Source organism: Acinetobacter sp. ANC 5054 (assembly GCF_002135295.1).
In the GTDB taxonomy this organism is placed as follows: domain Bacteria; phylum Pseudomonadota; class Gammaproteobacteria; order Pseudomonadales; family Moraxellaceae; genus Acinetobacter.
In genome coordinates this window covers 47,320-60,302 of record NZ_NEGG01000013.1, presented here as the reverse complement: position 1 = coordinate 60,302, position 12,983 = coordinate 47,320, and the positions used below count along the sequence as shown (strand labels likewise).

General features: G+C 38.2%; 11 protein-coding genes and 1 tRNA gene. 10 read left to right on the top strand and 2 right to left on the bottom strand.

Features of this window, described 5'->3' with window-relative positions; all coding sequences use genetic code 11:
- The first annotated feature begins 250 nt into the window (after positions 1–250).
- The 6 genes from B9T33_RS13120 (at position 251) to B9T33_RS13095 (ending at position 8,026) form a co-directional block, all read left to right on the top strand.
- Positions 251–1,387 carry a CaiB/BaiF CoA transferase family protein gene (locus tag B9T33_RS13120; protein WP_086179355.1) on the top strand — a complete coding sequence of 379 codons (1,137 nt, stop codon included), beginning with the start codon at positions 251–253 and terminating at the stop codon, positions 1,385–1,387.
- Positions 1,388–1,405: 18 nt separating this feature from the next.
- A complete protein-coding gene (locus B9T33_RS13115; protein ID WP_086179354.1) occupies positions 1,406–2,542 on the top strand; it encodes an acyl-CoA dehydrogenase family protein in 1,137 nt (378 codons plus the stop codon).
- 224 nt (positions 2,543–2,766) lie between these two features.
- Positions 2,767–4,443: a urocanate hydratase gene (hutU, locus tag B9T33_RS13110; RefSeq protein WP_086179353.1), complete on the top strand. Its 1,677-nt coding sequence runs from the start codon at positions 2,767–2,769 to the stop codon at positions 4,441–4,443.
- Between the two features lie 86 nt (positions 4,444–4,529).
- On the top strand, positions 4,530–5,735 hold the full coding sequence (hutI, locus tag B9T33_RS13105; RefSeq protein ID WP_086179352.1) for an imidazolonepropionase: 1,206 nt from the start codon (positions 4,530–4,532) through the stop codon (positions 5,733–5,735).
- Between the two features lie 56 nt (positions 5,736–5,791).
- Positions 5,792–6,727 (top strand): formimidoylglutamase, encoded by a 936-nt coding sequence (hutG, locus tag B9T33_RS13100; RefSeq protein ID WP_086179351.1) that lies wholly within the window; start codon positions 5,792–5,794, stop codon positions 6,725–6,727.
- Positions 6,728–6,754: 27 nt separating this feature from the next.
- Positions 6,755–8,026, top strand: coding sequence for a Glu/Leu/Phe/Val family dehydrogenase (locus B9T33_RS13095; protein ID WP_086179350.1), 1,272 nt, complete (start codon positions 6,755–6,757; stop codon positions 8,024–8,026).
- 66 nt (positions 8,027–8,092) lie between these two features.
- Here B9T33_RS13095 and B9T33_RS13090 read toward each other — a convergent pair whose 3' ends face one another.
- A complete protein-coding gene (locus tag B9T33_RS13090; protein WP_086179349.1) occupies positions 8,093–8,683 on the bottom strand; it encodes a HutD family protein in 591 nt (196 codons plus the stop codon).
- A complete protein-coding gene (gene hutC, locus B9T33_RS13085; protein WP_086179348.1) occupies positions 8,680–9,435 on the bottom strand; it encodes a histidine utilization repressor in 756 nt (251 codons plus the stop codon). The genes B9T33_RS13090 and hutC overlap by 4 nt, the downstream gene beginning before the upstream one ends.
- 370 nt (positions 9,436–9,805) lie before the next feature.
- Here hutC and B9T33_RS13080 point away from each other — a divergent pair.
- From B9T33_RS13080 to epmA, 4 genes are all read left to right on the top strand, one after another.
- Positions 9,806–9,895: transfer RNA gene (locus B9T33_RS13080), tRNA-Ser, on the top strand.
- A 164-nt stretch (positions 9,896–10,059) separates the two neighbouring features.
- Positions 10,060–10,812: a class II aldolase/adducin family protein gene (locus B9T33_RS13075; protein WP_086179347.1), complete on the top strand. Its 753-nt coding sequence runs from the start codon at positions 10,060–10,062 to the stop codon at positions 10,810–10,812.
- A 106-nt stretch (positions 10,813–10,918) separates the two neighbouring features.
- Entirely contained in the window at positions 10,919–11,986 is a 1,068-nt protein-coding gene (locus B9T33_RS13070) for a 4-phosphoerythronate dehydrogenase (protein WP_086179346.1), read from the top strand.
- On the top strand, positions 11,983–12,960 hold the full coding sequence (epmA, locus tag B9T33_RS13065) for an EF-P lysine aminoacylase EpmA (RefSeq protein WP_086179345.1): 978 nt from the start codon (positions 11,983–11,985) through the stop codon (positions 12,958–12,960). The genes B9T33_RS13070 and epmA overlap by 4 nt, the downstream gene beginning before the upstream one ends.
- Positions 12,961–12,983: the final 23 nt, after the last annotated feature.

The following is a 12,983-nucleotide window of genomic DNA, read 5'->3' as shown; positions in this document are numbered from 1 at the left end:
AAAACCAAAAGCAATAGTTAAAACTACAATAATATAAAAATAAAAATAAAGTATTGAAAAATAATATAAATAAAAATTTAAGAACTTTATGTTTTATTAAAAGATAAAATGTTTAAAAATATTTTTAAAAAATAAATCTACGTTAAACAAGGTGTTATGTTTTTTTTAGAAAAATGAGTTTACATTAATAATTTAATTGTATATACAAGTATATATATGTATTTATGTCATAAGATTTAAGGAAGAAATAATGCCTAATAGTTTTAACCCGCCACTTGCGGGTATCAAAATTTTGGATTTGAGTCGAGTATTGGCTGGTCCACACTGTACAGCACTACTTGGGGATATTGGTGCGCATGTCCTAAAAGTCGAGACACCAATGCATGGTGATGATAGTCGTCATCTTGGTCCTTTCAAAAATGGGGAGAGTGTTTACTTTGATTTGATTAATCGAGGTAAAGACAGCTTAGAACTTGATCTAAAAAATGAAAATGATTTACAAATTTTTTATGAACTCGTTGCTCAAAGCGATGTAATTGTTGAGAACTACAGACCAGGCGTAGCTAAACGTCTTAAAGTTGATTTTGATACTGCGAAAGCGATTAATCCTAAAATTATTTACGCAAGTATTTCCGGATTTGGTCAACAAGGACCTTTATCACAGTTTCCGGCTTACGATATTACTGTGCAAGCAATGTCTGGATTAATGAGTGTGACTGGTTTCCCCGAAACTGGACCGACTAGAGTGGGTGAATCTATTGGCGATATATTTGCGGGTACATATGCTGCTTGGGCAATTAGCAGTGCGTTATTTGCAAGAGAGCGTGGCGCTCAGGCCCAACACATAGATGTTGCGATGTTTGACGTTATGCTCAGCATGCAAATGACAGGACTGGCAAATTTATTTGCCAATAAAAAAGCGCCTACGATTGTGGGTAATCGACACCCTGTATCGACACCTTTTGATACTTATAAAGCCAAAGATGGATTAATGGTCATTGCAGTGGCGAATGATAAATTATTTGCAAAATTATGCAGTGCAATGTCACGAGACGATTTGATCAATAGTGAACTATTTAAAACTGATCCACTACGTACAAAAAATGAGTCGAAACTTAAACAAGAAATGGAAAATTGGCTTAGTGAATACTCTGTTGATGATGCATGTGAACTATTGCTAAATCAAGGTATTCCAGCGGCACCAGTGTGGAACTTAGAAAGTTCAGTGAATAGTGAGCAGTCGAAAGCGCGTGAACTATTTGTTGCAGTTGAGGGTTCGGATATCCCAATAGTTCCTCAACCTGTATTTTTCAATGGCGTCAAACCACACGTTACCCAGCCATCACCTAAGTTAGGTGTATCAAACAATAAATATAGAACCAATTAATATCATAAGGAGATGAAAATGAATTTTTCAATGAATGAAACAGAACAAGCCATTGTTGATATTGCGACAGATGTATCTCGTAATGTACTCAAGGAAAATGCGCAAAAATATGATGAGGCTGAAAACTTTTGCGTAGATAGTCTAAAAGCACTTGGTGATTTAGGGTTTATGGGCATCAATTTACCTGAAGAATATGGTGGTTTAGGTATTTCAAGTATTGCAATGAGTAATGTCGTAGCCCAAGTGACAGCAGGATGTGCTTCTACAGCCTCAACGTTAACAGCTCATTTTCTTGCGACAGACTCAATTTTAATTGGTGCTACCGAAGCGCAAAAGCAAGAATATTTACCACGTTGTGCCGATGGAACCTTACTTGGTGCATTTGGTTTAACAGAGCCTGCCGCAGGTTCGAATCCAGCTGGAATGCTTACAAAAGCTAAAAGAGAAAATAATGGATGGAAAATTAAAGGAACCAAACATTATATTACCAATGCAGCAGAAGCTGATTTTATCGTGCTATATGCCAAAACCAATGAAGAATTAAAGCATAAAGGGATAAGTGCTTTTATTATTCCGAAGGGTACAGAAGGGGTTAGTTTTTCAAATCCTGAAAAAACCATGGGACTTAAAGGCAGCCATATTTATGAGGTTTCATTTGACTGTTGGGTACCAGAGTCAGCTTTGATGGGGCTGGAGGGCAACGGATTTAATACCGCAATGGAAGTATTAGATCGTGGTCGTGTAGAAGTAGCTGCAATGGCGTTAGGTATTAGCCAAGCTGCAATCGAGTATTCTCTACTATGGGTAAAAGAGCGCATGATTGGTGGCAAACCGTTGTCGTCATATCAGAATACCCAATGGAAAATTGCTGAAATGTATACGCAATATGAAGCCGCAGAGCTATTAACGTTAAAGGCTGCATATGCACGCGATTTTCGTGAACGATATAGTTTGGAGTCAGCTACAGCAAAACTATTTGCTTCGGAAGCGTGTGCATTCATAACGGACAACGCTTTGCAATTACATGGAGGTTATGGCTTTATCCGAGACTTACCTTTAGAGAGATTTGTAAGGGATGCGCGTATTTTAAGAATATTTGAGGGAACTTCAGAGATTCAAAAACTGATTATTTCACGAGCAGTTATATTGGGTTAATAGTATTTCAGTCTATACATCTATTGTTATTTAAAGAGGCATATATTGCCTCTTTTTTTTTGTTCTAAATTTAATTTAAATAATATAAACAATATCTTAGGTTTAATTTTTTAATATTTTTAAAATTAACTATTGCATAAGGCAAAATGATTGGTATATAAATGTATATACAAGTACATACATTAAAGATAATTATTTATAGTCAATAGAAAGGAGTCGATTCAATGACTAATTCAGCAAATGCTACTAAGTTTCGTGATGTCGAAATTCGTGCGCCACGTGGTACAGAACTCAATGCTAAAAGTTGGTTAACGGAAGCACCTTTACGCATGTTAATGAACAATTTAGACCCAGATGTTGCTGAGAATCCAAAAGAATTAGTGGTCTACGGTGGTATTGGTCGTGCCGCACGAAACTGGGAATGCTTTGACAAAATTGTTGAAACACTTAAAGAATTAGAAAATGATGAAACATTGCTTGTTCAATCAGGTAAACCAGTCGGTGTGTTTAAAACGCACAAAGATGCACCTCGTGTTTTAATTGCCAATTCGAATATTGTTCCTCACTGGGCAAATTGGGAACACTTTAATGAATTAGATGCGAAAGGATTGGCGATGTATGGTCAAATGACCGCTGGTTCTTGGATTTATATTGGTAGTCAAGGCATTGTACAGGGAACTTTTGAAACCTTCGTTGAAGCAGGTCGTCAGCATTATAATGGCAGTCTAAAAGGCCGTTGGGTTGTTACAGCAGGTCTGGGTGGTATGGGTGGAGCTCAACCACTTGCGGCAACTTTAGCTGGGGCATGTTCTTTAAATATTGAATGCCAGCAGTCACGTATTGATTTCCGTTTACGTACGCGTTATGTAGACGAACAAGCCACTGATCTCGACGATGCTTTGGCTCGTATTGAAAAATACACGGCAGAAGGTAAAGCAATTTCAATTGCACTTTGCGGAAATGCTGCGGAAATTTTACCTGAAATGGTACGCCGTGGTGTTCGTCCAGACATGGTTACAGACCAAACAAGTGCACACGATCCATTGAATGGATATTTACCTGTGGGTTGGACATGGGATGAATACCGTGAAAAAGCTAAATCACAACCTGCAGATGTAGTGAAAGCCGCTAAACAATCTATGGCTGAACATGTAAAAGCCATGCTTGCTTTCCAACAACAAGGTGTCCCTACATTTGACTATGGTAATAATATTCGTCAAATGGCAAAAGAAGAAGGCGTAGCAAACGCTTTTGATTTCCCAGGCTTTGTTCCCGCTTATGTACGTCCATTATTCTGTCGTGGTATTGGTCCATTCCGCTGGGTTGCGCTATCGGGCGATGCAGAAGATATTTACCGTACTGATGAAAAAGTGAAAGAACTCATTCCTGATGATGATCATTTACACCATTGGTTAGATATGGCTAAAGAGCGTATTAGCTTCCAAGGTTTACCGGCACGTATTTGTTGGGTAGGTTTAGGTCAGCGTGCAAAACTTGGTTTAGCTTTTAACGAAATGGTGCGTCAAGGTGTGGTAAAAGCACCGATTGTTATCGGTCGAGATCACTTAGATTCAGGCTCTGTAGCTAGCCCTAACCGTGAAACTGAAGCCATGCAGGACGGTTCAGATACAGTGTCAGATTGGCCATTACTGAATGCTCTGTTAAATACTGCTAGTGGTGCAACATGGGTATCATTACATCATGGTGGTGGTGTGGGTATGGGCTTCTCTCAACACTCAGGCGTAGTTATTGTATGTGATGGTTCAGCAGAAGCAGATGAGCGTATTTTGCGCGTACTCACCAATGATCCGGCGACTGGTGTAATGCGTCATGCAGATGCAGGTTATCAAATTGCGATTGATTGTGCGAAAGAGCAAAACTTAAATCTACCTATGGTTTAAGAACAAATTAAGAGGTTATTCATGCAAGTGAATAACCTCTTTTTAATTCAATTAATCTTTAATCTTTATAAATCAGGATGATTTGAATGAAAACGGTCTGGCAAAATTGTCACATTGCAACAATGGTAGATGCTCAATATTCAGTCATTGAAGATGCTGCTATTGTGACTCATCTGGGTAAAATTGAGTGGATCGGATCAGTTGCAGATTTACCTAAAAATTTAAATGCCATCAACGTGGATTTAGATGGATTTTGGGTCACACCGGGCTTAATAGATTGTCATACGCATAGTGTGTTTGGCGGTAATCGTAGTGTCGAATTTGAGCAACGGTTGAAAGGTGTATCTTATGAGATGATTGCTGCACAAGGTGGCGGAATCGCAAGTACAGTTAAAGCTACACGTGAGACTTCAGAAATTCAATTGCGTGAACTGGCGATCAAACGCATAAGTAACTTGCTTAGAGAAGGCGTGACCACATTAGAAATTAAGTCTGGTTATGGATTGGATTTAGAAAATGAAAGAAAAATGCTACGTGTTATACGGCAAATTTCAGCCATTTTGCCTGTAACTATTAAGAGTACATGTTTAGCTGCACATGCTTTACCGAATCAATATAAGAATGATAGTGATGCATATATAGAATTTATTTGTGAGACTTTACTTCCTCAACTGATATCTGAGGGATTGGTTGATGCGGTAGATGCATTTTGTGAACATTTGGCATTTTCACCAGCTCAAGTTGAAAAAGTATTTCAGGTAGCTCAGAAACTAAATATTCCTGTCAAAATTCATGCAGAACAATTATCAGAATTGCACGGCTCAACATTAGCTGCACAATACAAAGCGTTATCCGCAGATCATTTGGAATATTTGACTGAAAGTGATGCCGAAGCAATGGCTAAATCTGGCACTGTAGCTGTGCTATTGCCAGGTGCATTTTATTTTTTGAGAGAAACCAAACACCCCAATATTGCAGCATTGCAAAAGCATAATGTTCGAATTGCCTTATCTACAGATTTAAATCCCGGAACTTCACCAGCTTTGTCACTTCGCTTAATCATGAATATGGGCAGTACATTATTTAAACTGAATCCTGAACAGGCTTTAGCAGGTGTAACTATTCATGCTGCACATGCATTAGGGCTCGGTCAAACTCACGGTAGTCTTGAAGTTGGTAAAGTTGCAGATTTTGTAGCATGGGATATTCAACATCCATCTGAAATTACCTATTGGCTCGGCGGTGATCTTGATAAACGCACGATCTATCAAGGCCAAGAGCGCAAATTCTAATGAAATAAAGTTTCGAATCATTTTTTAAAATTACAGTTTATTCGAGCATATAAGTTATGGAAAACAACTTTATTTGGACTGGAAGATGTGATGGCAGTGATCCATCACAATTAAGAATTCATCAAATTATGAATCAAAGCAATTGCTTTGACATGGTCGTACCCACCTATACACTCGTCGGCTTTTGTTCAGATGAGGGGGTTAATCGAAATTTTGGACGTGTGGGTGCGGCTGAAGCTCCTGATTTAATACGAAAGCAATTGGCAAGTTTGCCTATAGTGCATGAAGTTGCTTTGCACGATCGAGGTAATATTTTTTGTCTCAACGGCGATTTAGAACAAGCACAAACACTTTTATCTGCTGAGTTAGTCGATCTACTAGAAAGTGGTCATGCGCCGATTGTTTTAGGCGGAGGGCATGAAGTTGCTTATGGCAGTTTTAAAGGTCTTTTTGATTTTGTTCAAAAAAATGAACCTCATAAAACAATCGGGATTATAAATTTTGATGCACATTTTGATTTGCGTAATCACAGTGTTGCAACATCAGGCACGCCGTTTTTACAAGCAGCAAAACTGAGTCAAGAATTTAATCAAAACTTTAATTATTTGTGCTTGGGCGTAGCACGACATTCCAATACCAAAGAGTTATTTTCAACTGCAGATCGATTAAATTGCACATACATTTACGATAACGAATTAAGACAACCTTCTAGTTCACAAGTATTGAGCACAATAAAGAATTTTATAGATCGAGTAGACATTTTATATGTGACAGTCGATTTAGATGTTTTTTCTGCTGCAATTGCACCCGGTGTGAGCGCTCCTGCTGTCAGGGGAATAGATGTAGCGTGTTTCGATGAACTTTTTAGTTTTATCCACTCATCTGGGAAAATTCGATTACTGGATATTGCTGAATGTAATCCACGTTATGACATAGATCAACATACTGCGAAATTAGCAGCTTACATCATTTTTAACTACATTTTTAAATAAGAAATAAATCTTAGGGAGTCATACTCAATGAATGAATTGAGTTATTTAAATGGAAGTTCAGGTGCTTGGCAGACATATTTAGCGCAAGTTGATCGAGTTGCACCTTATTTGGAGCATCTAAAAGATTATATCAACACGCTAAAACGACCAAAACGCGCTTTGATTGTTGATGTGCCGATTGTGATGGATGATGGATCAATTCGTCATTTTGAAGGATTTCGTGTGCAACATAATCTTTCGCGTGGTCCGGGTAAAGGAGGAATTCGTTTTCATCCAGATGTAGATTTAAATGAAGTTATGGGGCTGTCTGCCTGGATGACGATTAAATCTGCAGTATTAAACTTGCCATTTGGTGGTGCAAAAGGTGGGGTACGTGTAGATCCATCAAGTTTATCTCCTAGAGAATTAGAACGACTTACCCGGCGATATACCAGTGAAATTGGACATATCATTGGCCCGCAAAAAGATATACCTGCACCAGATGTTGGGACCAATCAGCATGTTATGGGCTGGATTATGGATACGTATTCATCAAGTCAGGGGTATACGGTTACAGGTGTTGTCACAGGTAAACCTGTACATTTAGGTGGATCTTTGGGCCGAATTAAAGCAACAGGTCGTGGGGTATATATCTGTGGTGTAGAGGCAGCAAAAAAAATAGGGTTGGAATTAAAAAATTCAAAAGTTTCAATTCAAGGCTATGGCAATGTTGGTAGCGAAGCGGCATTACTTTTTTATATGTCACAAGCTAAGATAGTATCAATACAAGATCATACTGGAACTATTTTTAATGATCAGGGTATTGATATTCCTCAATTAAATGAATATATTAAAAAGTTTGGTGGTGTATCGGGCTTTCAGTATTCTACAGAATTGAGCAATGAAGAGTTTTGGGATGTAGAAACTGACATCGTCATTCCAGCAGCACTTGAAGGTCAAATCACATCAGATCGAGCTAAAAGAATTACGGCTTCTATTATTTTAGAGGGAGCGAATGGTCCAACTTATCCAGAAGCAGATGACATATTAATTGAGCGTGGCAAAACTATTGTTCCTGATGTGATTTGCAATGCTGGAGGTATAACTGTGAGTTATTTTGAGTGGGTTCAAGATATTTCAAGTTTCTTTTGGTCCGAAGAAGAAATTAACCAAAAACTGGATACATTGATGGTTAATGCAATGAATGAAGTGTGGAACACTGCTACATTAAACCATTGCACCTTGCGTACAGCAGCTTATATTTTGGCTTGTGAACGGATTTTGACTGCAAGAAAAGAGCGAGGGATTTTCCCTGGATAAACCTAATAATTGTTTAGGCTTTGAAATAGATTCAGCAAAGTGCATTCATTTATGCACTTTGTATCCTTAATACATCGAGTGAATTTGAATAATGTAATACGAAAGGTAATCTCCTGAAATTTGAAAATTAATCTGAGATAAATCTTCGGTTTCAACTTTTAATAGTTCATATTCCTTTAAGCAAAAATCGGTCAGATTTACTTTAATTATCAAATCAGATTTGTCTGCATTGAAAATAAAAATTATTTTTAAGTTATCTTTTACACTAATATTCAAGTCCTTTGAATGATAGTTCATGGTCGCATTGAATAGGGTAGGATTATAGATCAGGTTAAAGTCACGAATAGGACCATCTATCAATTCAGAGGCAATGAATGCGTCACCTGAAAAATGATAAATTTCATTCTTCTTTAAATTGACTTTATCTTGAGTCAACTGGTTATCTAAAATAAATCCTTTACCTTCTAATAAGCTAATTAATCTATACTTATTGTCAAATTTGGAAAAAGCGCTATTTTGATTTACATCCGCAATGGATATACGCCAATCAAAGTTTTCCAGCGAGGAATGGCTAGACGCCAGTTGTAATGTATAACCTTGTTTATTTTTCCAAGGCATCCGCAAATATTCAGAAGTGTTGAAGACTTTTATCTTCATGAAGTGAATTTTCCTTCAAGTTGATAACGACTACCTGGATAGATCAATCGAGCACTTGAAATAACATTATTTTTCGCCCAAGTTCGGCGTTGAATAAATAAACAAGGTTCAGTTTTAGTGATTTTTAACCATTTGCATTCTTGAGCTGACGCTAAGATAGCTTTAACGGTATGTTCACCTTCAGTCATTGGAGCAAGTGACATAAGATAAGCATTTGGTGTAAGTTCAGTAAAATCTTGCTCAAGATAATCTGGAATAATTGCTGCGTTTACCAAGCGTTCTTCAATTTGCACAGGAATTTCATTTTCAAAATGAACAATAATGGAGTGAAATAGTGTTTCGCCTTCACGTATTTGCATAGTCTGTGCTTGAGTGAAATCGGCTTTTAAACTTTCCAATACTAGAACTTGGGCGCGATGTTTATGTTTACGCGCTTTTATTTCATCAGCAATATTATTAATTTCAAAAAGCGCAGTATGACGCTTTTCTTCGGCTACAAAAGAACCAATTCCTTGTACACGAACTAAAACACCTTCAGCTGTTAATTCTCTTAGGGCTCGATTTACAGTCATTCGGCTACAGCCAAGTAACTTGACCAGCTCACTTTCCGAAGGAATTTTTGTGTTTACCGTCCAGGTCCCATTGCTAATATTGTTGTTAATTAAATGTTTAACTTGCATATAAATGGGGATCGGAGAATTTTCATCAAATGTCAAATCAGCATTTTTATTATTTTGATTAATTTGAACCATTGTTCACTCGGGTAATTAAGACTAATTATACAATTTTACTTTTAATTTTTTAACTTGTATATACATCTGGATATTCTTTTAATAAAATTAAAAAATTTAAATAAAATATATAGTTAATTAAATATTTAGATTCTCTATATGAATGTTGGCAGAAAATTTGAATCTGATCTCTTAGCGAAATTAAAATTTAAAATGTGAATTGGTTCTAGTTTTTATAGATAATATTTTAACTGTTATGTTGGCATGTGAGAGTGGGAACACGAATTAATATTTAGAATTGCGTAAAATTTGTATGAACGATGCGTGAATTGAATAAAAACAGGGAAAAATATTTGCCATTCAAAGTTTTTATTTATATGATAGCGGCCATGGAAGCGTGGCAGAGCGGTTTAATGCACCGGTCTTGAAAACCGACGAGGGCGCGAGTCCTCCGTGAGTTCGAATCTCACCGCTTCCGCCAAATTCAAAAAACCCCAATTTAACAATTGGGGTTTTTTATTGCCCGTAAATTTTATTACTACTTTCTTCATTTATGTTTCTGAATATACAGCACAGCTGCAACTTGCTATAAAAGATCTGTAAATAAAAATAAATTTAACCAAGATTATAAAAAGGATTTTTATGATGCTTAGACCAGACGGCATGCATGAACAGGAATGGCAGGCTCGCTGTGAACTCGCAGCTCTCTATCGCTTGATTGCCTATTATAAAATGACGGATCTTATTGATACGCATATCAGTTTACGTTTGACGCATGAACCACAGCATTTTCTGATCAATCGTTATGGGATTACATTTGATAAAATGAAAGCTTCAGATCTGGTGAAAATCGATCATGAAGGAAAAATTATTGAAACTTATGATGCGGGAAAAATGGTGAATGTGGCGGGATTTGTGATTCATTCAGCTTTGCATCATGCACGCGAAGACATTAATTGTGTGATTCATACACACACGGCTGATGGTGTTGCAGTTTCAGCCCAATCACAAGGCTTATTACCACTTTCACAACATGCGTTGAAGTTTTATAACAACATTGCCTACCATGAATATGAAGGAATTGCATTTTCAGTGGATGAGCGTGAGCGTTTAGTCCAAGACATGGGGCAATTTCGCTGCATGATTTTACGTAATCATGGTTTGTTGGCGACGGGAAATAGCGTGGCACGTGCATTTCATGAGATTTATTTTTTAGAACGCGCATGTCAAATTCAAGTGAAAGCGCTTTCGAGTCGTGATTTACATTATCCGAATCCCCAAGTGTGTGAACACACCGTTCAACAATTTGAAAGTCCGATGGCAGAGCCGATCATACAGGCGGCTTGGCAAGCTGCACTGAGTTTAATTGAAGATCAACTAGCCGATTATTGCCAATAAAAGTTACGCTTTAGCCCAGTGCAGGCTTATTCATCTAAATCGTTCAATAATAGTCATGTCACATGTAACGCGTTATCATGTTCACAGTGGAATAAAGAGATGAACTATGAAAATCGTTGCAGATGAAAATCTCGCATTTACCGACTATTTTTTTGCTGAGTTTGGAGAAATTCAACATGCAGCAGGGCGGACATTAACGCATGCAGATGTTGCTGATGCTGAGGCATTATTAGTGCGTTCCGTCACTAAAGTGAACTCCGCACTAATTGAAAATACCGCATTGAAATTTGTTGGCAGTGCAACGATCGGCACAGACCATTTGGATATTTCAGCGCTGGAACAACAGGATATCGCATGGTCGAACGCTGCAGGTTGTAATGCACAGGCTGTAGCTGAATATGTGATTACGGCTCTATTGCATTTAAAACCCGAACTAATTGATGCTAATTCAACATTTACACTTGGTATTATCGGCCTAGGAAATGTCGGTTCGCGTTTGGCGACTATGGCGCGGTTTTTAGGCTGGAATGTCATTGGTTTTGATCCTTTCGTTCAACGTGAACATATAGTGAAAGTAGAATTTGAACAATTGCTTGCGCAAGCCGATGCAATCAGTTGCCATGTGCCTTTAACTAAAACTGGCGCACATCCGACTTATCATTTGATTGATTCACAAGCTTTGACAGCTATGAAACCATCTGCAATTTTGATCAATTCAGCGCGTGGGCCTGTTGTCAAAGAAGCTGCTTTAATGTTGGATATTCAAAATACACAGCGCCAAGTGGTTTTAGATGTATTTGAACATGAGCCTGAAATATCAGAAGCCTTATTAAAGTTAATCACACTCGTAACACCGCATATTGCTGGTTATAGCTTGGAAGGCAAAGCACGGGGTACGCAAATGATCTACGATGCTTTTTGCAAAACATTCAATCACACCGCGACAAAACGTTTTGAAACGCAACTACCAGTTTGTGATGCCTTATTTGCCAGTCAGCCATTAATGGCTGTATTGAAACTGCATCTAGCAGAAATTTATGACATCGCCCGTGATGATGCTAATTTAAGAGCAACATTAAAGGACGGAAAGGTTGATCAGAAAGCCTTTGATTATTTGCGTAAAACCTATCCACTACGCCGTGAATGGGCAGCACATGGAGGCCCTGCGGCATGAGCGATATTAACTTTCAGCCAACATGTGATTTAAAAGCCATTCGTGCACGTGCACAAATGTACGCACAAATTCGGCACTTTTTTGCAGATCGTGAAGTATTAGAAGTTGAAACACCAGTTTTATCGCAAGCAGGTGTGACGGATGTACATTTGGCTTCGGTGCAGGCACAGCGTCATGTGAATGGTCAAAAACAGACGCATTACTTGCAGACCTCGCCTGAATTTGCCATGAAACGTTTGTTGGCAAGTGGTAGTGGTCCGATCTATCAAATCTGCAAAGTCTTTCGAGATGATGAACATGGGCGTAAGCACAACAGCGAATTTACCATGTTGGAATGGTATCGACCCGGTTTTAGCTTAAAAGACTTGATGTTTGAAGTGACAGATCTACTCAATGTGACCTTAAAGCAGCGCTTTGGAGAGCTTAGACCGACCATTTTGAGTTATAAACATGCCTTTATGGATCGACTTGATTTGAATCCCTTACAAGCCAATCTGCAAGATTTGAAAGATTGCTGTCGTCGTGTGGGCTTGAGTTTAGATTTAGGCGATGATCGATTGGGTTATATCGACTTATTATTTTCTCATTTTGTGGAGCCAAGTCTAGGTTTTGACACACCTGTATTTTTAACTGACTTTCCACCAGAAATGGCATCTTTAGCGAAAACACGCGTGGATGATGATGGTGAATTGGTTGCGGCGCGTTTTGAGCTATACATTGAAGGTTTAGAACTAGCAAATGCCTATGATGAACTGATTGATGCTGAGGTATTGCGCAGTCGATTTGCAGCAGATAATGCGGAGCGGGCATCATTGGGCTTACATGTCATGCCAATTGATGAATATCTGCTTGCAGCATTGCCGCATATGACCGAATGTTCGGGCATTGCCTTAGGGATTGACCGGTTACTCATGATTGCAACCGAGCAAATGAAACTTGAAAAAGTGATTAGTTTTCCTGCAGCGCTATCGTAAATTATTCGCCCCCAAATGCACTT